General features: G+C 58.6%; 21 protein-coding genes. 8 read left to right on the forward strand and 13 right to left on the reverse strand.

Annotated elements, in window-relative coordinates; genetic code table 11:
• Positions 1 to 9: 9 nt before the first annotated feature.
• Positions 10 to 1302, reverse strand: coding sequence for an extracellular solute-binding protein (locus VW35_RS15880; RefSeq protein WP_083982906.1), 1293 nt, complete (start codon positions 1300 to 1302; stop codon positions 10 to 12).
• 211 nt (positions 1303 to 1513) lie between these two features.
• Between VW35_RS15880 and VW35_RS15885 the strand changes: the two genes are divergently transcribed.
• The 3 genes from VW35_RS15885 to VW35_RS15895 all read left to right on the forward strand — a co-directional run bounded on the left by VW35_RS15885 (position 1514) and on the right by VW35_RS15895 (position 5221).
• Entirely contained in the window at positions 1514 to 2752 is a 1239-nt protein-coding gene (locus VW35_RS15885; protein WP_046144078.1) for an ROK family transcriptional regulator, read from the forward strand.
• A 100-nt stretch (positions 2753 to 2852) separates the two neighbouring features.
• Positions 2853 to 3494, forward strand: a complete 642-nt coding sequence (locus tag VW35_RS15890; RefSeq protein WP_046144079.1) for a ThuA domain-containing protein — start codon at positions 2853 to 2855, stop codon at positions 3492 to 3494.
• 455 nt (positions 3495 to 3949) lie between these two features.
• Positions 3950 to 5221 carry an O-acetylhomoserine aminocarboxypropyltransferase/cysteine synthase family protein gene (locus tag VW35_RS15895; protein ID WP_046144115.1) on the forward strand — a complete coding sequence of 424 codons (1272 nt, stop codon included), beginning with the start codon at positions 3950 to 3952 and terminating at the stop codon, positions 5219 to 5221.
• A gap of 78 nt (positions 5222 to 5299) precedes the next feature.
• Here the strand turns inward: VW35_RS15895 and VW35_RS15900 are convergent, their stop codons facing one another.
• From VW35_RS15900 to ugpB, 8 genes are all read right to left on the reverse strand, one after another.
• Positions 5300 to 6457, reverse strand: coding sequence for an HPP family protein (locus VW35_RS15900; RefSeq protein ID WP_244465920.1), 1158 nt, complete (start codon positions 6455 to 6457; stop codon positions 5300 to 5302).
• Between the two features lie 139 nt (positions 6458 to 6596).
• Positions 6597 to 7364, reverse strand: a complete 768-nt coding sequence (locus tag VW35_RS15905) for an HAD-IIB family hydrolase (protein ID WP_046144080.1) — start codon at positions 7362 to 7364, stop codon at positions 6597 to 6599.
• A complete protein-coding gene (locus VW35_RS15910) occupies positions 7361 to 8131 on the reverse strand; it encodes a DeoR/GlpR family DNA-binding transcription regulator (RefSeq protein WP_046144081.1) in 771 nt (256 codons plus the stop codon). The genes VW35_RS15905 and VW35_RS15910 overlap by 4 nt, the downstream gene beginning before the upstream one ends.
• Positions 8132 to 8149: 18 nt before the next feature.
• Positions 8150 to 8896, reverse strand: a complete 747-nt coding sequence (locus VW35_RS15915; protein ID WP_046144082.1) for a glycerophosphodiester phosphodiesterase family protein — start codon at positions 8894 to 8896, stop codon at positions 8150 to 8152.
• Between the two features lie 44 nt (positions 8897 to 8940).
• Entirely contained in the window at positions 8941 to 10008 is a 1068-nt protein-coding gene (locus tag VW35_RS15920; protein ID WP_046144083.1) for a sn-glycerol-3-phosphate import ATP-binding protein UgpC, read from the reverse strand.
• Positions 10009 to 10013: 5 nt separating this feature from the next.
• The gene (gene ugpE / locus VW35_RS15925) at positions 10014 to 10862 is read right to left on the reverse strand and encodes a sn-glycerol-3-phosphate ABC transporter permease UgpE (RefSeq protein WP_046144084.1); all 849 of its coding nucleotides are present in this window, start codon (positions 10860 to 10862) and stop codon (positions 10014 to 10016) included.
• 11 nt (positions 10863 to 10873) lie between these two features.
• Positions 10874 to 11758 (reverse strand): sn-glycerol-3-phosphate ABC transporter permease UgpA, encoded by an 885-nt coding sequence (ugpA, locus tag VW35_RS15930; protein ID WP_046144085.1) that lies wholly within the window; start codon positions 11756 to 11758, stop codon positions 10874 to 10876.
• Positions 11759 to 11844: 86 nt separating this feature from the next.
• Positions 11845 to 13170 (reverse strand): sn-glycerol-3-phosphate ABC transporter substrate-binding protein UgpB, encoded by a 1326-nt coding sequence (gene ugpB, locus VW35_RS15935; RefSeq protein WP_046144117.1) that lies wholly within the window; start codon positions 13168 to 13170, stop codon positions 11845 to 11847.
• Positions 13171 to 13868: 698 nt separating this feature from the next.
• Between ugpB and VW35_RS15945 the strand changes: the two genes are divergently transcribed.
• From VW35_RS15945 to VW35_RS15955, 3 genes are all read left to right on the forward strand, one after another.
• The gene (locus tag VW35_RS15945) at positions 13869 to 14615 is read left to right on the forward strand and encodes a Crp/Fnr family transcriptional regulator (protein WP_046144087.1); all 747 of its coding nucleotides are present in this window, start codon (positions 13869 to 13871) and stop codon (positions 14613 to 14615) included.
• Between the two features lie 128 nt (positions 14616 to 14743).
• Positions 14744 to 15022: a DUF6894 family protein gene (locus VW35_RS15950; protein ID WP_046144088.1), complete on the forward strand. Its 279-nt coding sequence runs from the start codon at positions 14744 to 14746 to the stop codon at positions 15020 to 15022.
• A 712-nt stretch (positions 15023 to 15734) separates the two neighbouring features.
• Positions 15735 to 16085 carry a GNAT family N-acetyltransferase gene (locus VW35_RS15955; RefSeq protein ID WP_083982908.1) on the forward strand — a complete coding sequence of 117 codons (351 nt, stop codon included), beginning with the start codon at positions 15735 to 15737 and terminating at the stop codon, positions 16083 to 16085.
• A gap of 42 nt (positions 16086 to 16127) precedes the next feature.
• Here the strand turns inward: VW35_RS15955 and VW35_RS15960 are convergent, their stop codons facing one another.
• The 3 genes from VW35_RS15960 to VW35_RS15970 are packed head-to-tail and all read right to left on the reverse strand — an operon-like array spanning position 16128 to position 21584.
• Complete coding sequence (locus VW35_RS15960) at positions 16128 to 19388, reverse strand: error-prone DNA polymerase (protein ID WP_046144089.1); 3261 nt, start codon at positions 19386 to 19388, stop codon at positions 16128 to 16130.
• Positions 19385 to 20908, reverse strand: a complete 1524-nt coding sequence (locus tag VW35_RS15965; protein WP_046144090.1) for a DUF6504 family protein — start codon at positions 20906 to 20908, stop codon at positions 19385 to 19387. Before VW35_RS15965 ends, VW35_RS15960 begins: the two co-directional genes overlap by 4 nt.
• On the reverse strand, positions 20823 to 21584 hold the full coding sequence (locus VW35_RS15970; RefSeq protein ID WP_046144091.1) for an ImuA family protein: 762 nt from the start codon (positions 21582 to 21584) through the stop codon (positions 20823 to 20825). Before VW35_RS15970 ends, VW35_RS15965 begins: the two co-directional genes overlap by 86 nt.
• A 154-nt stretch (positions 21585 to 21738) precedes the next feature.
• Between VW35_RS15970 and dinB the strand changes: the two genes are divergently transcribed.
• Together dinB and VW35_RS15980 are read left to right on the forward strand one after the other, a co-directional pair.
• Positions 21739 to 22869: a DNA polymerase IV gene (gene dinB, locus VW35_RS15975; protein WP_046144092.1), complete on the forward strand. Its 1131-nt coding sequence runs from the start codon at positions 21739 to 21741 to the stop codon at positions 22867 to 22869.
• A 61-nt stretch (positions 22870 to 22930) separates the two neighbouring features.
• Positions 22931 to 23680, forward strand: coding sequence for a DNA polymerase III subunit epsilon (locus VW35_RS15980; RefSeq protein WP_046144119.1), 750 nt, complete (start codon positions 22931 to 22933; stop codon positions 23678 to 23680).
• Positions 23681 to 23911: 231 nt separating this feature from the next.
• On the opposite strand, the gene VW35_RS15985 is transcribed toward VW35_RS15980, so the two are convergent.
• Positions 23912 to 24193, reverse strand: coding sequence for a hypothetical protein (locus VW35_RS15985; RefSeq protein WP_152662627.1), 282 nt, complete (start codon positions 24191 to 24193; stop codon positions 23912 to 23914).
• Positions 24194 to 24196: the final 3 nt, after the last annotated feature.

Consider the following 24196-nt stretch of genomic DNA (forward strand, 5'->3'; position numbering starts at 1 on the left):
CGCTCGGGCTCACATCTCCATCGAGAAGGCGTCCTGGATCTGTTGCAGCGCATCTTCCGGCGAGATCTGGCCCGAGACCAGTTCGACGGACATATCGTTGACTACGCGACCAACATTGGGGCCGAGATCCTGGTCGAGATAGTTCTGGTGCCAGGTGGCCTTGGCCATCTGGGCCGCACTATCGGCAAGGCTCGGATCCTTGACGCTGGCGTCCGAGCCGAGAGCGGTTGGCAGGATGTTGTTCTTTTCAGCCAGAAGCCCGGCGTTTTCGACCGTCAGGTAGTGGATGAAGTCTTCGGTTTCAGGCGGTGCATTCGTCGTCACCACCCAGCCGTTGAGCCCGCCGAAATCGTCGGTGATGAGGCCTGCGCCCCCTTCGACCAGCGGGAAGGCAAAGCGCCCAATGGCGTCTTCTGCAAGACCCTTGCCGTCTGTTGCGGCATTTGCCTGGTTTTGCGGGGTCGCGGTGTTCTCAAAGCTCAGCACCATGGCGGCACGGCCATCGGCAAAGACAGCTTGGGTGTCCGGCCAGGTCGCACCGAGATAGCCTTCCTGGAAGGGCTCCATGGCACCGAGATCGGCCAGCATCTGGCTGGCTTTCACAAAGCCCTCGCCCTGGAAGCCTTCGCCGGACTTGGCTGTATCGAACCCGTCTTTGCCGAGCTCGCGCATCGCGAGATAGCTCCAGAAGAAGTGGATCGGCCACTTGTCGCCACCACCACCGGCAATCGGGGTGATGCCGGCATCCTTGAGCTTTTGCACGGCAGCGGTGAAATCGGTCCAGGTCTTGATGCCGGCGGCATCGACACCGGCCTGCTCGAAGAGCGCCTTGTTGTAGAAGAATGACACAAGACCCGACTGCACCGGCGCCGCCCAGACCTTGCCGTCGATGCTGAGACCATCGACTGCGGCCGGGCTCACGGCATTGCGCCAGGCGCCATTATCGGCATCCATGGCCTTAGTGATGTCGCGGATGGCGCCGGTTTCGGTCTGTGCCTTCAGGACGCCACCGCCCCAGGTGTAGAACATGGACGGCGCGTCGTTGGACTGCAGAAGCGTCGGCAGCTTGGCCTTGAACGCTTCGTTCTCAAGGAACTGGAACTCGATTTTGACGTCCGGATGCTCGGCCTCATAATTGGCGGCGATTTCCTGCCAGGTGGCGAGCCGATCCGGATTGGCTTCAAGATGGAGCCACTTGATGGTGGACTGCGCTGCAGCACCGGATACAGTGGAAGCCAGCGCCACGGCGCCGAGGGCAAGCACGAGCGATCGCCTGGACAGGCGTCCGAAAACCAGATTCATGATGTTCCTCCCGTCGGACATTTTGTCCGTTATGCGTAATTAATAGGCTCGCGGATTAACGCCTTGTCAATACCCATCATAGTGAGGGCGCTTCGGATCGGCCCGACACGATAAGTACGGGCCTTGCAATCAGCCGCTTTCAGTTGCTACAAACGATCCAATTAATTCGCATCGCTGATTAAAGCGGGCGGCGGGAGGGGAAGACAGGATCATGAAGACGGCCGATCCTGAGCTCATGCGGGCGATCAATCGCTTCCATGTGCTCGACACCATCCGCCGCTATGGCGCCATCTCGCGGGTCGAAATCGGCGATCGAATCCAGCTCTCGCCCACCACGGTCTCGGCAATCACGGGTTCGCTGATCGAAGATGGCTTGATCCTGCCCAAGCATGAAGGCGACTTGCGCGGCGGCAATCGCGGACGTCCACGCGTAATGCTGGCGCTCAATCCCAAGGCGGCACGCGTTGTCGGCGCCAAGATCGCGGCGACGCGCCTCGCCTTCGTGGTCACCGATTTTCAAGGCGACGTGCTTGCCGAACTGGTCTTGCCCCTTCGCGTCGATCGGCTGCCGCTGTCGGTCATCGCCGATCTGGTCGAAGATGGCGTACGCCGCTGCGTGCTCGATGCCGGGATTGCCATGGCCGACGTAAAATCGGTTGCCGTATCCTTGCCCGGCATCATCGAACACGGCACCGGCCTTGTCCGCGCCAGCAGCATCTTTCGCGATGCGGACGTGCCGCTCAAGGAAGCCGTCGTCGAGCGGCTCGGCATCGACGTCATCGTCGAAAGCGACGCCAACGCCATCACCATGGGCGAGCATTGGTTCGGCCAGGCGCGCGATTGCGACGACTTCGTGCTGGTCGCCATCGAGGACAATCTCACCCTCGGCGTGATGCATGGTGGCCAGATTTTCCGCGGGGCCCGCGAATTGAGCCTGACCTTGGGGGACATGGTGATGGGTGCCGACCCCGATCACGCGGTCAAGCTCGCCGATGTCGCGAGCGAAAAAGCCATCATCAACGGCGAAGAAATCAACAATCCGCGCATGCGCGACGCCATTCGCCTCGGTAGTGGCATGAGCCACGTTCGCGACATGATCGAGGCCGGAGACAACAAGCTGCGGGTGGCGGCCAGCAATGCCGGCGCAGCGCTCGGGATCGCCATTGCCAATCTCGTCGCCCTGTTCGCGCCGCCGCGCGTTATTCTTGTTGGCTCGACCCTCACATTGGGGCCGCATCTTCTCGATGCGCTTCAAAGCAGTTTTGCCAAGGCCATACCGCAATCGCTCCGGGAAGTGGCTCAAATCGTTATCGAAAACGCGGACGATCGACTTTGGGCGCGCGGCGCGGCTGCCGTAGCGCTCGGCGAGCTTTATGGCTCTCCATGGGGCACCACGGGCCCTGCAAGAACATTCAATGCCGACGCTCTCGAAGGCGGCAAGAGCCTGTGAGCAGGTCATCCATCAATTGGCCGGCCAGCGGGCCGGCTTCGCCAACACGCCCGGTTATCACGGTGTCCTGGCAACAGTGAAATTCTAGAGGAGAAAGACAATGCGGGAAGCGCTCATCGTTTGGGGTGGCTGGAGCGGACATGAACCGGAGCAGTGTGCCAACATCATTCGCACCATGCTCGAGGAAGATGGGTTCAAGGTCTATATCGAAAACACGACCGAAGCCTTTGCCGATCCTTCTATTAAAGATCTCAGCCTCATCGTCCCGATTTTCACCATGAGCAAGATCGAAAAGGAAGAGCTCAGCATGCTCACCGAGGCCGTGCGCGGCGGCGCGGGCCTGGCCGGCTATCACGGTGGCATGGGCGACGCTTTCCGCGAGGCGGTCGACTATCAGTTCATGGTCGGCGGCCAGTGGGTCGCACATCCTGGCAATATCATCGATTATCGCGTCGACATCACGCGCCCGGACGACCCGATAATGGAAGGAATTGAAAGCTTTCCCTACCGCTCCGAGCAATACTACATGCATGTCGACCCCTCCAACGAAGTGCTGGCGACAACGACATTTAGCGGCGACCATGCCTATTGGATCAATGGCGTGACCATGCCTGTGGTCTGGAAACGCAAACATGGCGAAGGCCGGGTGTTCTATTCCTCACTCGGCCACGTTTCGGCGGAGTTCGAAGTCCCGCAAATGCGCACAATCTTGCGCCGCGGAATGAATTGGGCAGCCCGCTAGAAGGCACAGAAACGACTCTAGGACGATTGCTCAATAAGGGGTTGGGCCGTGGGCCGCGATGTGTACGCTCCTTGCCAGAGCCAGGAGCGTACAAGGATCGGCAGGTTGGTCGTCGTTGATCGAACCAATTCGTGGGACCAACTCGTAGCTCGTATCCCGGCGTCTCCTGAAACTTCCTTCGCGGCCTGTTTCTCATGCGAAACCTCTGGAGTGGAAACTCTTGTGCGCTTGACCAGAACCTCGGCCAGCCGTGACTTTTTCGCATGACGCGGAATTCGGAGCGGACACGCACCATCTCTGCTCCACCCCAGCTTGATGACGAGTGGGGTGCCAGCGATCAGACTTTCGCCTCGGCGCCGACGAATGACAAGCAGCGACTGACGGCTATCGTGCACTCGCGAAATGCGGATACTGGGCCCGCAAATTCGATTCAAAAAATGAGGAAGGGAAGCCCGATGAAACTCGAAACACTGGCACTGCACCATGGCTATACGTCCGAGGCCACCACCAAGGCGGCGGCGGTGCCCATCTACCAAACGACGTCATATACGTTCGATGATACCAAACATGGCGCCGATCTGTTTAATCTCGCGGTGCCCGGCAACATCTATACCCGCATCATGAACCCGACGACGGCGGTGCTGGAGCAGCGTGTTGCAGAGATGGAGGGTGGGATCGCCGGTCTCGTCGTTGCCTCTGGCATGGCCGCCATCACCTATTCGATTCAGGCCATTGCGGGCGTTGGCGACAATATCGTGTCGATCAGCCAGCTTTATGGTGGCACCTATAACCTGTTCATGCACAGCTTTCCGAGGCAAGGCATCGAGGTACGGATGGCGGCGGCCGGTGATTTCGACGCCATCGCTGCGCTTATCGACGACAAGACCAAGGCCGTGTTCTGCGAGTCCATCGGCAACCCTGCCGGCAATGTGGTGGATATAGAGAAGCTGGCGCAGGTAGCACATGCTCATGGCGTGCCGCTGATCGTCGACAACACCGTGGCCACGCCATTTTTGTGCAAGCCCATCGAGTTCGGCGCCGATATCGTGGTGCACGCTCTGACCAAGTATATCGGCGGCCACGGCAATTCGATCGGCGGCATAATCGTCGACAGCGGCAAGTTTGACTGGGTGGCTAACAAGGCGCGCTTCCCGGTGTTGAACGAACCGGATCCCTCCTATCACGGCGTGGTCTATACAGAGGCGCTGGGCGCTGCCGCATATATCGGTCGCTGCCGTGTGGTGCCACTGCGCAATACCGGCGCCGCACTATCACCGCATAGCGCCTTCCTCTTCCTTATGGGATTGGAGACCCTTGGCCTGCGCATGGAACGCCATTGCGAAAACGCGCTGAAGGTCGCGCAGTTTCTCGAAAGCCACCCCAAGGTAGGCTGGGTCAACTATGCGGCCCTGCCCACCAGCAAGTATCACGATATCGCCAAGCGCATCACCAAGGGACAGGCATCCGGCATTGTCAGCTTCGGCATAAAAGGCGGCCAGGAAGCCGGCGGCAAGTTCATTGACGCACTGAACATGATCCTGCGCCTCGTCAATATCGGGGATGCGAAGTCGCTTGCCTGTCATCCGGCATCGACGACACATCGGCAGTTGGGCCCTGAAGAACTCGCCCGTGCTGGCGTATCGGAGGACCTCGTTCGTCTTTCGGTCGGCATCGAGCACATCGATGATATCATTGCCGATATCGAGCAGGCGCTTGCGAAGGCCTGAGGCAATTCTGGGATCTAGCGGAGCTCACAACGACTTGTGCCTATTCCAAACACAGGGAAAACGAGAACGCGCGATGCTTTAGGCTGATCGTGCCAATTCCAATTTATTGACGTTGAATAGCACGGTGACAATGTCGGACTGGGTGACCATACCGGCGAGCTTGCCTTCGCTATCTACAACAGGAACGTGGTGGTGGCCGGTTTCGGCCATTACCTGCGCAACGCGAGCGATGGGGGTCGATATCAGGACGCACCGCACGTCACTCGTCATGATATCGCGCGCCTTGCCACGCAGCGGACTGTCCGAATTGGCGGCAGAGCGCAGCGGCCAGCCACGGCCGGAGCCGGTAGCCATAGGCCCCCATTCAGCTTTGTCCAAAATATCGGTCTGGGTGACGATGCCAACCACACGGCGATCGTCATTCACGACTGGGATGGCCTTGACGCCATTGCTGCGCAACAATTTGAGCGTTACCCGGAGCGAGGTAGCGGGGCGAACCGAAGCAACGTCCTGTGACATGACGGCTGCAGCGACGACGCCACCTGAACGGCGATTAAAGGCCAGGATCTCAGCACGTTGCAATACGTCTTCAAGGTCTTGTGGATCGACGGGGACAATTTCATCGCGCTCGCGAATAGCAGTCGTAAGGTCCGCGACGGTCACGCCGAAGCCGCCGGATCGGCCAGCGGACACGACGGGAGAAAGAGGCTGTGCGGCGTGTGGGTAGACCTTCCCAGTCAACCGGTTGTATGCGGCTGCCGCGATCAACAGAGAAAATGATCCAGCGAGGACGGGCCAGAGCACATACCAATAACCCAAATCATGGATGGCCGGGCCACCGACGACAGCGGTGAGCGCCACGGCTCCGCTCGGTGGATGCAGGCACCGGAAGGTCAGGAGCAGACCAATGGTGACCCCAACAGCAAGCGCAGCTGCAGTGGGAACATCCGCCACGAACAGACCGCTACTGACGCCGACCAGTGCTGCTATCACGTTGCCTCCAAGTACCGGCCACGGCTGGGCAAGCGGACTCGCCGGCACGGCAAACAACAGCACGGCGGAAGCGCCCAGAGGAGCGATGAGTAGCGGTCCGCTTCCGATCGGCAGCGTCAACATGCCGATAATGCCGACGAATAAAATGCCAATGGCAGCCCCGCCTGCTGCACGCAGTCGCTCAAGCGGGCTGACGGAAACAACGTGAGGCAGGAGGCGATTGAGTAGCGGGGGAACCATCATGCTCGCCTATTAGGCCCCGTACGCCCGTTCGCCAAGCCTGGCCAGACGCATTTTGCCGGAGAGTCGCTATCCATCCCCAACAGCCCGAAAGGTCAACTATAACCTGCAATTTCGTAGTCTTGAGACGACCAACCTTGGGTCATCGGCTCAGAATTGCTTTCGCGATGTTGACAAAACCTCTCCCAGCAACAGCCCGTGAAATCCACCGGGGCCTCTTTGGCAGGTCATCGATAATAGAGAGGATGTTGGCGACCCCGAAGGACTTTGGGAAATGGGCAAACATCGGCGCGTCGTTGCGGGAGTCTCCGACAAAGCAGACCTGTTCGCGAAGTTCGGCGTCACCCAAACCGAGATGACGCAGAAACCGCTCGCTCATCGTACGTTTGTCGTAGTCACCAATCCAGGTGTTGATGTGGACCGAGCTGATTGCAGTGACAGCACCGAGAGCGCGGATACGCCCAGCAAGATCGTCCACTTCGGATCGATCATGCCCGACGATATGGACGGCCACGTCGGCCAATCGAAAGCGCTGGTCGTGAGCAAACTGGAAACGATCCGCGAGCAAAGGCGTGACGGCGGCGAGATGGGCGGCCTGCCGCTCGGTCTGCAGGGATTTGTCTTCCCAGTATTCGACGTCGACACGACTGCCCATGGTCCGCATGACGAAAGCGCCGCTTTCACCAATGGCGGCCGCCACGGGCCAGGCCCGGACGATGTGCTCGCACCAACCAGCCGAGCCGCCAGTCACTGTCACCACCTTAACGCCTGCGGCCTGAAGGTCCCACAGGGCCTGATAGGTTTCAGGCAGGAGCTTTCCGTCGGTGGTCAGCGTATCGTCGATGTCGGTCAGAACGTACCGGATCCCGGACAGCTCGTCGGCAGTCGGGGCAAGGCCGAGAAAAGTCACGGCGCCTCTCCGCACAGGGTCACTTCGACACCAGACTCAAGCAGTGCGGCGCGTGCACTTTTCTGTTCCGGCAGGTCGTCGGTGAAAAAGTGCGTCACCTCGCTCAAGGCGGCGACACGGACGGAAGCATCCCGTGACCATTTGCTGACGTCCGCCGCCAGAAACCTCAGGCGAGCATTGGTCAATAGCTTGCTAGTGAGTTGGGCTTCGCTATAGCTGAAATCCAGGATGCCGTGTTCGGGATGCAGCGCCCCCGCGCCGATGATGGCGTGCGAAGCGTAGAACTTTTCAAAGAAATTCAGTGCATCTGGCCCGACGACGTCGCGGTCGTTGTGGCGGAGCAAGCCACCGGTCATGTGGACCTCTACCTGGGGTGCTTCGGAAAGCGTCAGGGCGACATGAATGTTGTTGGTGACGACCCGCAAGTCGACATGCTGGACCAGGGCCGCCGCGACGAACTGCACAGTGCTGCCGATGCCCATGAAAACCGTAGAGCCGGGCGGTATGGCAGCGGCAATAACCGAGGCGATGCGCTGCTTTGCGCCCCTGTTGAGTGCTGCGCGCGCGTTGACAGAAATGTTTCTGGCCGCAACCGGCTTTTCCACCCCGCCATGGAACCTCTTGGCATAGCCGAGGTCACACAGCGCGTTGATGTCTCGCCGGATGGTCTGGGTCGTGACGTCATAGCGCGCCGAGAGCTGCTCGATATATTGAGCGCCCTCGGTCTCGATCAAACTCAGGATGTCACGCTGTCGATCGGAAAGCATTTCCGGGCGCGATCTCCGTTACTCAAGGAAAAGCTTGGGATTGTCTGTAATCACGCCGGCCAGACCTGCACCCCAAAAGGAAATGAGTTCACTAGGATTGTTGCTCGTCCAAGCACGGACCTTGATGTCCTTCCGGGTGGTTTCCTCCAAAAAGCCGATGCTGAGGGCCTTGTAATTCAAGTGGATGGTTTTGGAGGGAATGGCCTTGAGCAGCTCTTCCCAATCCGGGGGCGGACTAGACCACAGCATCGCCATTTCGAGACCAGGCTCGAGGACGTGCATCGCCTTGAGCGCTTCAGGATCAAAGCTCGAAATCATGATCTCGGTTTTCGAGCCACGCCCCACAATGGCGGCCTGAACGGCATGGACCAGATGGGCAAGCGACTTATGGTGCTTATGCTGCTTGATTTCGACATTGGCGCTCAGCCCTAGTTCTCCGAGCACGCCGATCACCTGCTCGAGCGTCGGGAGACGTTCGCCGGAAAATTTGGGGTCGAACCACGATCCGGCGTCAAGTGAAGCGATGTCACCAGCAGTTAGGTCGCCCAGGGAACCCTGCCCCGACGTCGTACGGTCAACGCTGTCGTCATGGATTACAACGAGTGTGTTGTCACCCAGAAGGGCGACGTCAAGTTCCACCCAGAGCGCACCCTGCTCTGCAGCCGCCCGGAAGGCAGCAAGCGTATTTTCGGGCGCGACGGCTGACGCACCTCGATGCGCCTGCACTTGATTGCGGGAGGGACCGATATCGAAACTGTTTTTCATGACGCTTTTTCTGTTCGAGGCAGCTTTTGGCCAGAGCTTGTGGGCTAAGGATTTGCAGCTGGCGTATCGGTTCGTTTGCCGGTTTGATGATTGAAGGGGTGAAGATCGCCTGCCTTGGCGTACACAGTCATTGGAGCGCCTTCAACGATCTCGGTTCGGCCAGGCACACTGATGATCATGATGTCGGACGAACCCGCCAATCTCATATGCACGTGGCTCTCTCCTCCAACAGGCTCGACCAGCTCGACGGTACCGGAAAATGAGGCCGACGGCGTTTGGGGTTGGCTGACCACCAGACTGTCGGGCCGGATGCCCACAACGTCCGTGCCACTCGGCAGATCGAGGCTTGCAAAGGCCTGAGCCCCCAAGGCGCCGTCCATGGGCATGAGATTCATCGGCGGCGAGCCAATGAAGCCAGCGACGAACAAGGTCTCGGGCCGTTCATATATCGAAATCGGCGCACCGACCTGTTCGATGCGCCCGCCATTCATGACAACGAGCTGGTCCGCGAGCGTCATCGCTTCGAGCTGGTCATGGGTAACATAGACACTGGTGGTCGCGAGATTTCGCTGAAGTCGCTTGATCTCGATCCGCATCTGTCCACGCAGCTTGGCGTCCAGGTTGGAAAGCGGTTCATCGAACAAAAATGCCTTCGGCTGGCGCACGATGGCTCGCCCCATGGCGACACGCTGGCGCTGTCCCCCCGAAAGCTGGCGTGGTCGCCGATCGAGGAAAGGCTCGATTTCCAGGATGCGCGCGGCTTCCGCGACGCGACGGTCTATCTCGTCCCGTGGCGTGCCGCGGTTCTTAAGGCCATATTCAAGATTGCCGCGCACCGTCATGTGCGGGTAGAGCGCGTAATTCTGGAAGACCATCGCGATGTCGCGCTCGGCGGGCTCCTTGGCGTTGACCACTGCGCCATCGATCGCAATCGTCCCATCCGTAATCGATTCCAGCCCGGCGATCATGCGAAGCAGAGTGGACTTGCCGCAGCCTGACGGTCCCACGAGGACGACCAGTTGGCCATCGGGAATGGACAGGTCGAGATTGTGTATCGCCGTGACGGTCCCACTATAGACCTTCTTGACGCCCTTAATGTCGATGCTTGCCATCTTGCCTATTTCTCTGTTTCGACCAGGCCTTTGACAAAAAGGCGCTGCATCAGGATGACGACGAGGACGGGGGGGAGCATAGCCAGCATCACCGCTGCCATGACGAAGTTCCATTGCGGCTCCGCATCGGCGGTCGCGGCCAGCCGCTTGATGCCCATGACCACGGTGTAATATTTGCTGTCGGTCGTAACGAGCAGCGGCCAGAGATACTGCACCCACCCGTAGATGAAGAGGATAACGAAGAGCGCGGCGATATTGGTGCGGCTGAGCGGCAACAGGATATCGCGGAAGAATTTGAGCGGCCCTGCCCCGTCGACGCGCGCCGCCTCCATCAGCTCATCAGGCACGGTCAGGAAGAACTGGCGGAACAAGAATGTAGCCGTGGCCGACGCGATCAGCGGGATGATGAGGCCGGGATAGGAATTAAGCATGCCCAGATCGGACACCACCTTGAAGGTCGGGATGATGCGAACTTCGACCGGCAGCATGAGCGTTATGAAGATCGTCCAGAACGCCAGCAGGCGGAACGGAAACTTGAAGTAAACGATGGCGTAGGCGGACAGGATCGAGATGATGATCTTGCCCACCGCGATCGAGATCGCCATGACCAGCGAATTGAGCAGCATGATCGAAAGCGGCGGTGCGCCTGCGGTGGAAAGACCGACATTGAACATGTAGCTGTAATTCTCGATCATGTGCGGGCCCGGCAGCAATGGCACGAGCCCGCGCATGAAGTCGCCGCTTCCGTGAGTGGAGGCGATGAAAGCGAGGTAGACCGGAAAGGCCACAACGACCACGCCGACGATCAGAACCAGGTGGGTGAGGAAAGCGAGGAAAGGTCGGTTTTCAATCATCGTTGCGCTCCTCAGTACTGGATCCGCCGCTCGACGTAGCGGAACTGTATGGCGGTCAGGGCGATGACGATGATCATCAGAACAACCGATTGCGCCGACGACGACCCAATGTTGAGGCCGATAAAACCGTCGGAGTAGACCTTGTAGACGAGCGTATTTGTCGCCTGTGCCGGACCACCTTGCGTGGTCGCGTCGATAATGCCGAACGTGTCGAACATGGCGTAGTTGATATTGACGATCAGCAGGAAGAACGTCGTTGGGGCGAGCAATGGGAATACGATGGTCCAGAAGCGCTTGAACGGTCCGGCGCCGTCGATGGCGGCCGCTTCGATCAGCGAGTTCGGCACGGACTGCAGCCCTGCGACAAAGAACAGGAAATTGTAGGAAATCTGTTTCCAGCTTGCTGCGATGATCACCAGGATCATGGCGTCGACGCCGTCGACACGGTGGTTCCAGCTGATGCCCAGACCACGCAGCAGATAGGGTGCGATCCCAATATTGGGGTTGAACATGAACCACCACAGGATACCCACGACCACCGGGGCCACCGCATAAGGCCAAACCAGAAGTGTCGTATAGAGCCGGTTGGTGCGCAGCACCCGGTTCACCGCCACCGCCAGAATAAGCGACAGCGACATCGACAAAAGCGTGACGCTGAAGGCAAAGATAGCCGTCTTGCCGACGGAGCTTAGATAAAGCGGATCAATGAACAGCCGGCGGTAATTTTCGAACCATACGAAAGTGGTGCGGAAACCAAAGGGATCTTCGCGCTCGAAAGATGACTTTACCGCCTGTAGCGCCGGCCAGATGAAAAAGATCAGCGTTACGGCCAGCTGTGGCAACAGCAGGAAGTACGGCAGGATCTTGTTGGGAAAAACAGTCCGTTTGGCCTGCATGCTCCGCCTCGTCCTTTGCAGCGCCAGAGCGCAATAGTGATGTCGCTCCACCCGCGCACGGGTGGAGCAGGCCTCAACTTGGGCGCTTACTGGTTTGCAGCTTCGAAGTCGCGCAGGATCTGGTTGCCACGTTCGACTGCACTGTCGAGGGCTTCCTGAGCCGTCTTGGACCCTGCGAGAAGGGCTTCGAACTCCTCATCCACGACCGCGCGGACCTGGGTCAGATTCCCGAAACGAACGCCCTTCGAGTTGGCGGTCGGCGTCCCGCGGGTGATCTGCTGGATCGCGATGTCAGAGCCCGGGTTCTGGGCGTAGTAATCCTGCTGCTGTCCCAGTTCATAGGCTGCGTTCGTGATCGGCAGGTAGCCGGTGAACTGATGCCACTCGGCCTGCACTTCGGGTTGGCTCAGGTAGGTGAAGAACTTGGCCACGCCACGATAAACCTCGGGATCCTTCCCGTTCAGAGTCCACAAGGTGGCACCGCCGATGATCGAGTTCTTGGGCTCGTCGATCACATCATCATAGTAGGGCAGAGGCGCGAAGCCGACTTCGAAATCCTTGGCGTTGTTGATGACGCCAGCGCGACCGGCCGAAGAGTTCATGAAGATCGCGCATTCCTGCGAATAGAACTTCGGACCCGCATCAGCGCCGCCCGCCGGGCCGCCATACTGGAACAGACCCTCATCGGACCACTTCTTGAGATTGTCCCAATGCCGGACCTGCAGCTCGTCGTTGAAGACAAATTCGGTGCCAAGCCCGCCAAAGCCGTTTTCGAGTGTGCCAAACGGCTTGTCATGCAGGGCCGACAGGTTTTCCGTCTGGATCCAAGTGATCCAGGCACTACTCAGGGCACATGGCGCGGCGCCTGATTCAACGATCTGCCGACCCATCGTTTCGAGCTCGGCCCAGGTCTTCGGCGGTGTTTCGGGATCAAGACCGGCTTTTTCGAACACGTCCTTATTGTAGTACATGATCGGCGTCGATGAGTTGAACGGCATGGACAGGATGTTGCCATCGGTGTCCGAATAATAGCCCGTAACCGGAGCCAGGAAGCCCGACGGATCCCAAGGCTCACCATTCTCCTGCATCAGCTGATAAACTGGATAGACCGCGCCTTTGGCCGCCATCATGGTGCCGGTGCCAACCTCGAACACCTGCACGATGGCCGGCTGCTCATTGGCGCGGAAGGCTGCAATCGCGGCTGTCAGGGTTTCGGCATAGCCGCCCTTGTAGGTCGGAACGACCTTGAATTCATCCTGGCTCTCGTTGAAGCCGGTCGCGATTTCCTCGAGCTTCTTGCCGAGTTCGGCGTCCATGGCGTGCCACCAGGCAATTTCGGTCTGCGCAAAAGCAGGCGTACTGGCCGCAAGGGCGGCCAAACCGACGGACAGGCAAAGTGCTTTTTTAAACATGTTCGCTCCCTTCATATTAGCCGGTTAGTACCGGCCCTCTTCCCGACTGAAACGCTATCAGCCGGGAGCGCATTTGCAACAATAATTTGTTCATATGAAAGTCCGATGACAGTCGCTGCGGCGCTCAAGCAATCGGTCCGCGGCGTTCTTGGGCCGGAAACCATTGGATTTTATGGACCGCAGTGCCTGCGCACTGGCAATAGGCTGATGCGTTGGCGATCTTCATATGAACACCAAAGCCTCCAGACCGTTTGGTCTGCGAGGCACCGGCGGGCGCTTCATCATCTGCTCAAATCGGAGGTGTCGCGCTACTGCGCTGGGCCATCCGCAGGGCGCGGACTGCGGCAGCAAAGCGCTATTCCCCTCAGCTTATGCGCGCGTGACACATGTCGAGCGCAAATTGTCGAGCAGCCATGATGAACATCGCCGTGACAGCATTTTTTTGCATGAGAAATAGTGCACCCGCTGCGACATAAATGGGCACTGTAATGACTGGGAAATTCTGATCCATTTGTAAAAGAGTGCGGCGTCTTCCGACTTGTCGTTCTGCCTCCAAGGTCTGAAATGGGGTGGTTTGCAGACCTTCTGCTATTGTACCGCAAAACAAGAAAGCGGACATGAAAACCTTTGTTTTCATCCAGCGGCGGTTGATAAACTTCGGTCGAATGATCGTCTACATACTGGGTTAGAAGGGCAATATGGGCATATCCGAACCATTCGATGCAGCAATAGAAGCGCTGATCCGGCGCTTGAGTCTAAGGGACCATTTGCCGGAAGACGAACGGAATGCCCTGAGGTCGGCGGCCGTCCGTTCCAGAAATTTTGCAGCAGGTGACGATCTCGTTGTGCAAAATTCAAAGCCTTCCGTCAGCATGCTGATCGCGAGCGGTATGGTTGCCCGATACAACATCATTGACGACGGCGCACGGCAGATAACGGCGTTTCATATCCTCGGTGACTTCGTCGATCTGCATGGCTTTCTCCTATCGCGGCTGGACCACAGCATCTCGGCACTCACTGAGGTCACTGTGGTTGAGTTCCCCCACGAGGCGCTTGAGCATATCACCGAACAGTATCCGCATCTTACGCGCATGCTGTGGCTATCAACGCTGCTCGACGCGGCCATCCACCGTCAATGGCTGGTTGCCATAGGGCGAACATCGGCCATGAGCCGGCTGGCGCACTTATTTTGCGAGCAGTTTGTGCGGGCCGGTCTCGTGGGGCTTGCCACCCAAGACAGTTTTCCTTTCCCGATAACGCAAGCCCAACTCGCCGATGCTCTGGGGATATCTCCGGTACACGTCAACCGCACCCTGCAGGAACTTCGCGCCAGGGCTGTGCTAGAATGGCATGGCGGTATCGTTTCAATCCTCGATTGGCCCGGCGTACAAAGCATTGGCAAGTTCGACGAAGCTTTCCTCGATATCGAGCACCGCAGACGCTGACTAGTCCCACTAACCTAGGTAATAGCGCCCCAATAGAGCATATGACATAGATTGGTGTCGTCGGCCCTTTCATGGCATTCCGGCGCTTGAGAGACAGTTGCGCTCCCGCCTGTTTAAGGAGCGCGTATATGCGGTATTATTTTCACGTGAATGATGGTGCGTTCCACCGCGACGACATCGGCTACGAGCTGCCTAACGATGCGGCAGCGATAACAGAGGCAATTGAATCGGGGGCCTCCATGATCCGAGACCTAGGGCGCGATTTTTTGGTCAATAACCGGTGGGAAATGCTGGTCGAGGACGCCATCGGTCAAGAAATTTATGCCTTGACACTTTTGGGCACGAGTAGGCGTGCAATGAGTTCGGGCGGCGACGCTACTTCAACGACTTCCACCAACATAGGATAGTGAACTGCCCTTTGACGTTCGCTATTGCTTACTGCCGGCTGCGCGGCAGGGTCTCCTAAATTCGAAGCGGCTGCCATGAAAGTTCTCATAACTTTTCCCAATCGCACCAAAGCCACCGAAGAAGGTCCACCCCTGCAGAAGGGTTTTCCGACCGTAGCGATGGCAAGTGGGTGGATATCCATGCATGTTCCAGAACCAGATCGACCAGAAGTCAAAATGTGGGTGGACGGCCAACCATTGCGTGGCGCTACATTATGCACCTTTATTCGACCTTTGGAACGTACGCCGGGTTTGAAGAGGTAGCGCCCAACCGTAAGGGCACGCCTACGAAATCTAAAGCAAGCGCGTGCTCAGGGCGCTGCAGCCGGTGCTGGCACAGCTCGTCCTCAATGTGACGGAGCCTCCAAGACAGCTTAGAAGGCCGATTTATCCATGAGCGCAACAGCTACCCGCATGGCTAATGGCAGCTTCTGGGGTAACTAGTTACATACTGGAATGAACGGTATGGGGTCGTTATCAGACCGACCTGTCCGAAGTAGTCCGCAGTTTTTTAGCTTCAACGTGCGGCCCGAGAGTGCAGACTGACCGTCCCATTCTCTGCGCTGCCTCCGCCCTTGACCGGGCTAATCTGGCCGAGCGATGAGAGACGCTGCCACCATTGCATTTGCGCTAACGATTAGCACCCCCCAAGATCGCTGCAAATGTAGACTCTCTGGCCGAGGCTTCTCGGAATTCTGCCTGTCGTCCACTACTGATCCGACGTGGCAACGCCGCAATAGGCTTTGCTATGGTTGCGCTCGATAGCGATGATGGCAACCAATGGATTTATCGCTTCATGATTGACCACCGGTTCCAGGCAATGGGACTGGGAGCGAAGGCGCTAAAGCTTTTGATCAACCAAATTTTCACGGAGACCGGTTGCGATCGGATCATGCTTGGCGTCAAACCTACCAACTTGATTGCCATTCGACTTTACGAACACGCCGGCTTCCGCCCCGCTGGATTCGAATTCGACGGTGACGTTGCCTTCTGTCTTGATCGTCAGGCGCTTTTGCCCACCTAACAATGTGCGCGAAGGGTTCAGACCAACGATGACGCGGGGCCTTTAGTGAAAATTTCGTCCTTTGACCCGAATGCTGTCGATATGAAGATCAGAAACGTAGATATCCCGTCGTCGGAAATCCCCCGGCTCTTTGACCCGATTGTCAGTGCCAGGCCCGCCATGAGCGAACTCGTCGCCTCGGCCCGTCCGATGGATGAAAGCATCACCCCGCCCGCCCACGCTCGATAGCTCCGAAGTGAGGTCCGTCAGCGTTCGGGCAATCAGGTGCACGACGTCGCCTTCGCGTTGCACTTTGCCGTAGATGCTCATCATCGAAGCACCCAATACGATACGGCGATGCTGCTCGAAGACCTTGGGCCAGACGATGAGGTTGGCGATGCCTGTTTCGTCTTCGATCGTGATGAACATGACGCCCTTGGCACTTCCAGGCATTTGGCGAACCAACACCAGACCTGCCGTCGAGATCCAATGGTTAGTCCGAGTGGCCATTGCTTCCGCGCAACTGAGGACACGTCGAGATCGAAGGTCGGTCCGGAGGAATGCGACAGGGTGTGCTTTAAGGCTCAAGCTGATATTGGTGTAATCCTGAACGACCTCGGCCCCTGCCGACATGGGGCGAAGCGTGACATCCGGCTCAACCACCTCAGTAATGTAGCGCTTTTCCGCTTCGGCAGCAGCGGCGAAGAGTGGGAGCGGTTTGTCGTACAATGCCTTAATTGACCAGAGAGCCTCACGCCGCGCCACGCCCAGTGAAGGACGAAAGGCGTCGCCCTTCGCCAACAGCACCAATATCGACGCTGGTACGCCGGCCCGATGCCAGAGTTCATCAACCGACCGATAGCCATTGTTGGGTCTTGCACCTATGAGGGCAGCTGCATCTGCGTTTGGAAATCCGCGGATCACCTTGAACCCGAGACGCACGGCGAAAGTGCCGTCTTCTTTCGCTTCGAGGGTCGAGAACCAACGGGACGAATTAATGCAGACCGGCCTGACTTCGACGCCGTGCTCTCGCGCATCGCGGACAATTTGGGCCGGCGCATAAAAGCCCATTGGCTGACTGTTCAACAGAGAAGCGCAGAAAATCTCCGGGTGATGGCACTTCATCCAAGACGATGCATAGGCGATCAGGGCAAAGCTGGCCGCGTGGCTTTCTGGAAAACCGTAAGACCCAAACCCCTCGAGCTGTTTGAAGGTCCGCTCGGCATAATCTCGGTCGTAGCCGTTCTTGACCATGCCGCCGACTAGCTTTTCTCGGAAATGCGAAACGCCACCCGTGAACTTGAACGTCGCCATAGCGCGCCGGAGCTGGTCGGCCTCGCCGGGGGTAAAGCCGGCGCACTCGATCGCCACGCGCATGGCCTGCTCCTGGAAGAGGGGCACCCCGAGGGTCTTGCCCAGCACTTTCTCCAGCTCCGGTTTGGGATAGCTGACTTCCTCCATGCCTTCCCGGCGCCGGAGATAGGGATGGACCATGTCGCCTTGAATCGGCCCAGGGCGCACGATCGCCACCTCAATGACGAGATCATAGAAGGTCCGCGGCTTGATGCGCGGCAGCATCGACATCTGAGCGCGGCTCTCGATCTGGAACACGCCCAAGGTGTCGGCTTTGCGGATCATCGCATAGGTGCGGGGATCCTCGGCCGGGATCGTCGACATGTCCAAGTGGACGTCTTTGTATTCGGCCAGCATGTCGAAGCTGCGCTTCATGCAACTCATCATGCCCAGCGCCAGCAAATCGACCTTCATAAATTTTAGGGCGTCAATGTCGTCCTTATCCCATTCGATGATCTGGCGGTCATCCATGGCCGCTGGTTCAATCGGGACCATCTCGTCGAGCCGATCATCGGTCAACACAAAGCCGCCGGGGTGCTGGCTGAAATGGCGTGGCGTCCCAATCAGCTGCTGAGCCAGCTCGATGGCCAGGACCAGACGCCGGTCTTCAAGATTGAGGTTGAGTTCTTCGGCCTGCTTGGCGTTGACCCCTTCTCGAGACCAGCCCCAGACTTGGCTCGAGAGCAGCTTGGTGACGTCTTCGGGTAGTCCGAGCGCCTTGCCGACATCGCGGATGGCGCCTTTCGAGCGATAGCGGATCACGACAGAGGTCAGGGCGGCACGGTCTCGGCCATAAGTGTCATAGACCCACTGAATGACGATCTCGCGCCGCTGATGCTCAAAGTCAACATCAATGTCTGGCGGCTCGCGACGCTCTATCGAGACGAAGCGCTCGAACAAGAGGTCGTTGCGATCCGGGTCGATGCTGGTGATGCCCAAGACATAGCAAACTGCAGAGTTCGCTGCGGAACCTCTTCCCTGGCAGAGGATGTCCTGGCTCCGAGCAAATTCCACAATCGCGTTTACGGTAAGAAAATACGGGGCATAGCCAAGCTGCTCAATCAAGTTAAGCTCATGCCTGAGCGTTTCAGTGACTTTGTCCGGCAACCCTTCGGGATAACGGCGTTCCGCACCTGCCCAGGTCAACCGCTCGAGCGCCTGTTGTGGGGTCAAGCCAGGGACATTGACTTCTTTCGGATATTGGTATTTCAGCTCATCGAGGCTGAACCGACATCGGCTCATCACCTCGATGGTGCGGGCGACAGCGTCTTGATATCGCGGAAACAGACGCATCATCTCCTGAGGCGGTTTGAGATAGCGATCGGCATGGCGTTCACGATCGAAGCCTACGTCATCGATTGTGGTCCGGTTCCTGATGCAGGTGACGACGTCCTGCAGAATCCTGCGGCCAGGCTCGTGGAACAGCACATCATTGGTCACCACGGTCGCGACGCCCATCTCTGCCGCCAATTCGGACAGCTCATAGAGGCGCAACTGGTCGTTCGGCCGTCGACGCAAGGTCAGAGCGAGGTAGCCACGGTCACCGAACGCTTCCTGAAGCCGCCGCGCTTGCATCTCGCAGGTTTCATCAGCAACGTCCGGAACCAGAACGGCGAGCAAGCCTGCGGCATAAAGTTCGACATCCCTCCAATGCAGCTCGCACTTGCCTTTGCCCGCTCTGCGTTTACCCAAGGACAGCAGGCGGCAAAGCCGACCATAAGCAGGACGGTCAGTCGGGTAGACGAGGAGAGAGGTTCCGTCGACCAAATCAAGCCGGCAACCGACGATCAAGCGCACGCCGGTGGTCTTGGCGGCCTCGTGAGCCCTCACAATGCCGGCCACGGTGTTGCGATCGGCAATGGCTAGTGCCTCGATGCCAAGGGCCGACGCCGTGGCAAAAAGCTCCTCGGCAGAACTTGCCCCGCGCAAGAAGCTGAAGTGGCTCGTGACCTGAAGTTCGGCGTACCTCATCCGAAGACGCCATGGAGATACCAGCGATGGCTGCCCGTCGCCGGATCTTCGCCGTTCCCCGCTCGATAAATCCAGAACCGTTCGCCAGCCTCGTCCTCCACCCGGAAATAGTCGCGAACGGCTGCCATCTCCGCGTCGTGCTTCCACCATTCGCCAAAAATCCGCTCCGGACCATCAGCGGCGCGAACCTTGCGACGGATCCCACGCCAGGTGAACCACACAGGCGGGTGGTCCGGCAGCAGAGCCATGGTTTCGATCGGCTCGGGATGAGCGAGCAGTCTCGTAGGGCGAGGCCATTGGCTTGGCCAATCTGCCCCGTCGTCTTGCGCCATTGGTGCGATCTTACGGAATGAGCGTTCTGGCACATCGCTCGCAACAGGTGCCATTCGATAAAGTGCACCCTGCCCCATACGATTTGACAGCAGATCCACAAGGGCACTGACGTCTGGATCGCCCTCATCGACGAGCGACGACAGCATTTGTTGAGGACCGAGCGGCTCGGCCTGCACAGCGCAAAGCCGCATCCGTTCAATGCCAAAGCCTGGGTCGATCTTCTCGATTTTGTCGCAAAGCATGCGGGTCAGTCGTTTGGCATCCCGCACCGGCAGGGCCGTGCCGATCCGAACCGTTGCGATCGTGTTGTCGATCCGGCAGGCAATCAGATCGACCCGCCTAGCGCCCAGGCCCTTGAGCTCGAGCTCGCCGATCAACCGGTCCACCAACTGCCCGATGTATTTGGCTATCGTTTCTGCGGCTCCAATCGGCTCCCCAAACACGCGTTCGACCTCAACCACTTCGGGCAGACGGATGGGTTCGATAGGTTCGCCCAAGATACCGAAGGCCTGGTCGATGCGGCGCCCGATCTCGGGCCCGAAACGCAGGGTGATGTTTGGGCGCGGGGTAGCGGCCAAATCGCCGATGGTCTCGAAGCCCAGCGTTCTGAGGCTATCGATCGTCGTATCCGGCAGACGAAGGGCGTTCATCGGCAATGCAGAAACAATATCCCTGCACTGCCCCGGTTCGACCAGAACAGCTGGATGACGATGAAAGCGCGCAAGAGCATGGGCCGCACCCCAGCTGTCGGCCAACGCTGCCTTGCCTGACAAGGACGCACCTTCCACCTGCTCCAGGATTTTTTGAAGCACGGCCTCTTCTCCGCCATGGAGGTGGTCCGCACCGGCCATGTCGATGACAATCCCGTCCGGTGGATCAGCGGCGACCAATGGCGAGAAGCGTTGCAACGCCCAAAGAGCCAGACGATCCAGAGCTTGAGCATCACCGCTCGGATCAAAGTCAGCAACGTGCAAGCCTTTGATCATGGACTGCGCCTTGCTGACAGGCATGCCCCTGCGCAAGCCCAGTGACATTGCGGCCCGGTCAAGCGCAGCGATTTCGCTGCGGTTGGCGCGCCGCGTCGCGAGAACAAGAGGCTCTTCAGCCGGCGGCGCTTCGCTTCCCAGAACGCGTCGATACCGGTCTGTCGGGAAGGTCGGAAAATACAGCGAGACGACCCTTTGCATCGCAAGCCTCTACTTCGAAATCCGCCGCTTCAGCGCCGCGGCAACGCATCAATTCGACCAGCCATCGAGCCCTTCCCACGCCCGGAACTGGCAATCGTTTCGTCGGAACTGTGCTGATCCGCCATCGCGTAACTGCCGAAGTCGGTTGCCCGAAATCGGCAGCTTCCGTCGGCCGGCGCCATCGTCGAATGGCAATGCCGACGGCTCCCGAACTCTCGGCGGCGAGCTGCAACCGTCGCGATGCGGTCATCGAGAGCTTTGCGACCTCCGCAACAATGCCGCCCAGCCCGCCGTGCCGCATGCCCTCTTCAAAGGCTTCGAGCACCGCCTTCTCATCGCCGGCTTCGACATAAATCACGCGGCCCGCAGAAAGTCCGACCTGGGCTATCGCGGGGGCAAAGAGATCCTGCCGGGTAACGCACCAAAGCACCTTGCCCTTGGTCCTTGCGACAATCCCAGCCGCGAACAAGGCTGCCGCTGCGCCGTCGACCGCACCGTTGCCCCCACCGGCAACTTCATGCAATGCGCCCATAACCAGGCAGCCGCCCGGCAGGTGTCGGTCAATCGCTCCGACGCCGAAAGGCAAAACCGTGCGTTTGGATGCCGAGCGCCCTTCGAGGCGCTCAATGCGCTCGCGCAGATCCGCGATCACGGCATTGTCGGTGGCTTTGGTCATATCTGTTCGTAATTCTCCGATCAGCTTCCCAAGTGATCGGGATGGCATTATGTTCCCTATTTGTTCGCTAACGTTTGGCAAAGAGTCAATCCGTGCATTGGAGCTGCGGAAGCCGCCTGTGCGACTGTGATGAGTGTCGAGACCGGCAATGCCAATGGATCTAGACTTTTATGGAGACGGCCCGCTTGGGGATAACCCGGGCGTCTCACCTGCACCTGTCATCCGCAAGATCGTCCACATCGACATGGACGTCTTCTATGCCTCGGTTGAACAACGCGACGACCCGAATCTGCGGGGCAAGCCAGTAGCTGTTGGCGGCGGACAACGTGGCGTCGTTGCAGCGGCGAGCTATGAGGCGCGAAAGTTCGGGGTGCGTTCGGCCATGCCGTCGGTCACCGCGGCCCGCCGATGTCCAGAACTGATTTTCGTGAAGCCGCGCTTTGACGTCTATAAGGCTGTCTCGGCGCACATTCGGGAGATCTTCGCCGAGCACACCGACCTCATCGAGCCTCTCTCGTTCGACGAAGCCTATCTCGACGTCACAGAGAACAAGCAGAACATCGCGTTGGCAACTGACGTCGCCAATTTGATCCGTGCGCAGATCAAGGAGGTCACCGGCCTCAATTCTTCGGCAGGAATTTCCTACAACAAGTTTCTTGCCAAGATGGCGAGCGGCTTCCGCAAGCCGAACAATTTCTATGTGATCCCTCCAGGCAGGGGCGCTGCCTTTGTCGCAGAGCTCCCCATCGAAAAGTTCCACGGTGTCGGGCCGGCAACGGCAGCACGCATGCACAAGTTGGGCATTACGACCGGGGCCGATCTGGCCGCCCTATCGATCGAGGACATGAGAACGCGCTTCGGCCGCTCTGCCCAATATTGGTTCGACCTGTCCCGTGGCGTCGACAATCGCCAGGTCAATCCTGATCGGGAGCGAAAGTCCATTGGGGCCGAGGACACCTTTCCGGAGGATATCAAGACAATCGATGATGCCCGCAGACTGACTGCACCTTTGGCTGACAAAGTCTGGAGGGTCTGTGAGAGCCGCGCTTTGTTCGGGCGGACGGCAACGCTCAAGGTCAAGTTCTCTAATTTTGAGCAGATCACTCGGGCCCGAAGCTTCCCGGGCGTGATCCGCAGCCGTCAGGCCCTTGGTGCCGCTCTCGAGGAACTTCTCGCAGCGACCTTTCCGCCCAAAATGCCCGTCCGCTTGCTGGGCGTTACGGTGTCAAACTTCGATCGCGGCGAAGACGTCGTCGATTCTCAATTGGCTTTGCCGATCAATTGACAGCAACAAGCGACGGACAGGGCGCAAGCGCGTTGACTGGTTGAAGAACGAGGACCAGGCAATGACGGTTCGCAGAATTCGCGTGATCGACCTTGAGACAGCTGGCGATGCGACAACCGATGTTTGCGAGATCGGTTGGCAGGACGTGGTCTCGGTCGATGGGGACGCCTGGCAACTCGATCAGGAGCGCGGCGCCCGCTTCGTGAATCCTGGTAGGCCGATCACCGCAGAGACGATGGCCGTACATCATATCCTCGACGAATGGGTAGCGGGCGCGCCGTTCTGGAAGGAAATGGCTGCGGAGGTTCTTCAGCCCCAGGGTGGAGTGATGGCGCTGGCAGCCCATCGCGCCGCGTTCGAGCAACGGTATTGCACCCCAAGACTCACGGGCAGCGCAAATTGGATCTGCACCTGGAAAGGTGCTCTCAGAATGTGGCCCGAACTCCAAGGGTTTTCCAACCAGATGCTCCGGTATCAGAGAAAGCCGCAGGGCTTGATCCATGAGCATGGATTGCCGGCGCATCGCGCGATGCCCGATGCTTATGTGACAGCTCATCATCTTCGGGACATGCTGAACGTAGTTGGGCCCGAACAACTGATCGACTGGAGTCGGCAGCCCGGCTTGCTTCCACGGGTGCGGTCAGGCCCTGACAGGGGTAAACCTTGGCCGATAGTTGAAGCGCCATCCCTTGAAGAGCTCGCCCGGGATAGAGACATCGACACTCGCTTCAGTGCCGAAGCTGAAATTCGCCGGCGTGGAGGCCTTGTTGAACCAATTCCGACGTCCGCCAAGCAACAGGAGCTGTTCTGACCTCATAGGGTCAGAGGTGATCTGTTGAAAGGTAAGGTGGCAGAATTTGCGTCACTCGCAAATCGCTGCAGTCGTCTCCGGCTTCTCTTAAAAGCCTCAGAATGTCGATCATCCGCACATCAGCACACTCGTCTTCGCGACGGTGCTGGGGGATTTTTGCCAAATTTGCAAAAAGCCGACGAAGACGTTTGATCTCGGCCTAGTTTCTCGTTCCGTCGACCTGAGGCAACATTAGTTGAGCTCGACAAGATTAGAAGCAACGGCCTCATCGATTTGGTCTTCGATCTCGAGAAAGAGCGCTTCGATAACAGCGCGTCGCTGGTCGTCCGTGATGGCTTCCTCTGCGCCGACCGTAAGAGTGAAGCTGCGAAGCTTGTGATCGTTGCGAAGCGAGAAGCCAACCCGGAATTCGATCATGCCGGACGCGCTCCAAAGATCCACCATGAAGGTTTCAAGATAGAGCTTATAGCGCTCAATGAGCTCTTCGCTCAGCGTATCGACAAAGGTTTTCATCTG

Source organism: Devosia soli (genome assembly GCF_000970455.1).
Taxonomy (GTDB): Bacteria; Pseudomonadota; Alphaproteobacteria; order Rhizobiales; family Devosiaceae; genus Devosia; species Devosia soli.

Excerpts from the sequence above, each read along its gene's own strand:
- VW35_RS15880 (WP_083982906.1), bottom strand. The coding sequence starts at position 1,302 with ATGAATCTGGTTTTCGGACGCCTGTCCAGGCGATCGCTCGTGCTTGCC.
- VW35_RS15885 (WP_046144078.1), top strand. The coding sequence starts at position 1,514 with ATGAAGACGGCCGATCCTGAGCTCATGCGGGCGATCAATCGCTTCCAT.
- VW35_RS15890 (WP_046144079.1), top strand. The coding sequence starts at position 2,853 with ATGCGGGAAGCGCTCATCGTTTGGGGTGGCTGGAGCGGACATGAACCG.
- VW35_RS15895 (WP_046144115.1), top strand. The coding sequence starts at position 3,950 with ATGAAACTCGAAACACTGGCACTGCACCATGGCTATACGTCCGAGGCC.
- VW35_RS15900 (WP_244465920.1), bottom strand. The coding sequence starts at position 6,457 with ATGATGGTTCCCCCGCTACTCAATCGCCTCCTGCCTCACGTTGTTTCC.
- VW35_RS15910 (WP_046144081.1), bottom strand. The coding sequence starts at position 8,131 with ATGCTTTCCGATCGACAGCGTGACATCCTGAGTTTGATCGAGACCGAG.
- VW35_RS15915 (WP_046144082.1), bottom strand. The coding sequence starts at position 8,896 with ATGAAAAACAGTTTCGATATCGGTCCCTCCCGCAATCAAGTGCAGGCG.
- VW35_RS15920 (WP_046144083.1), bottom strand. The coding sequence starts at position 10,008 with ATGGCAAGCATCGACATTAAGGGCGTCAAGAAGGTCTATAGTGGGACC.
- ugpE (WP_046144084.1), bottom strand. The coding sequence starts at position 10,862 with ATGATTGAAAACCGACCTTTCCTCGCTTTCCTCACCCACCTGGTTCTG.
- ugpA (WP_046144085.1), bottom strand. The coding sequence starts at position 11,758 with ATGCAGGCCAAACGGACTGTTTTTCCCAACAAGATCCTGCCGTACTTC.
- ugpB (WP_046144117.1), bottom strand. The coding sequence starts at position 13,170 with ATGTTTAAAAAAGCACTTTGCCTGTCCGTCGGTTTGGCCGCCCTTGCG.
- VW35_RS15945 (WP_046144087.1), top strand. The coding sequence starts at position 13,869 with ATGGGCATATCCGAACCATTCGATGCAGCAATAGAAGCGCTGATCCGG.
- VW35_RS15950 (WP_046144088.1), top strand. The coding sequence starts at position 14,744 with ATGCGGTATTATTTTCACGTGAATGATGGTGCGTTCCACCGCGACGAC.
- VW35_RS15960 (WP_046144089.1), bottom strand. The coding sequence starts at position 19,388 with ATGAGGTACGCCGAACTTCAGGTCACGAGCCACTTCAGCTTCTTGCGC.
- VW35_RS15965 (WP_046144090.1), bottom strand. The coding sequence starts at position 20,908 with ATGCAAAGGGTCGTCTCGCTGTATTTTCCGACCTTCCCGACAGACCGG.
- VW35_RS15970 (WP_046144091.1), bottom strand. The coding sequence starts at position 21,584 with ATGACCAAAGCCACCGACAATGCCGTGATCGCGGATCTGCGCGAGCGC.
- dinB (WP_046144092.1), top strand. The coding sequence starts at position 21,739 with ATGGATCTAGACTTTTATGGAGACGGCCCGCTTGGGGATAACCCGGGC.
- VW35_RS15980 (WP_046144119.1), top strand. The coding sequence starts at position 22,931 with ATGACGGTTCGCAGAATTCGCGTGATCGACCTTGAGACAGCTGGCGAT.
- VW35_RS15985 (WP_152662627.1), bottom strand. The coding sequence starts at position 24,193 with ATGAAAACCTTTGTCGATACGCTGAGCGAAGAGCTCATTGAGCGCTAT.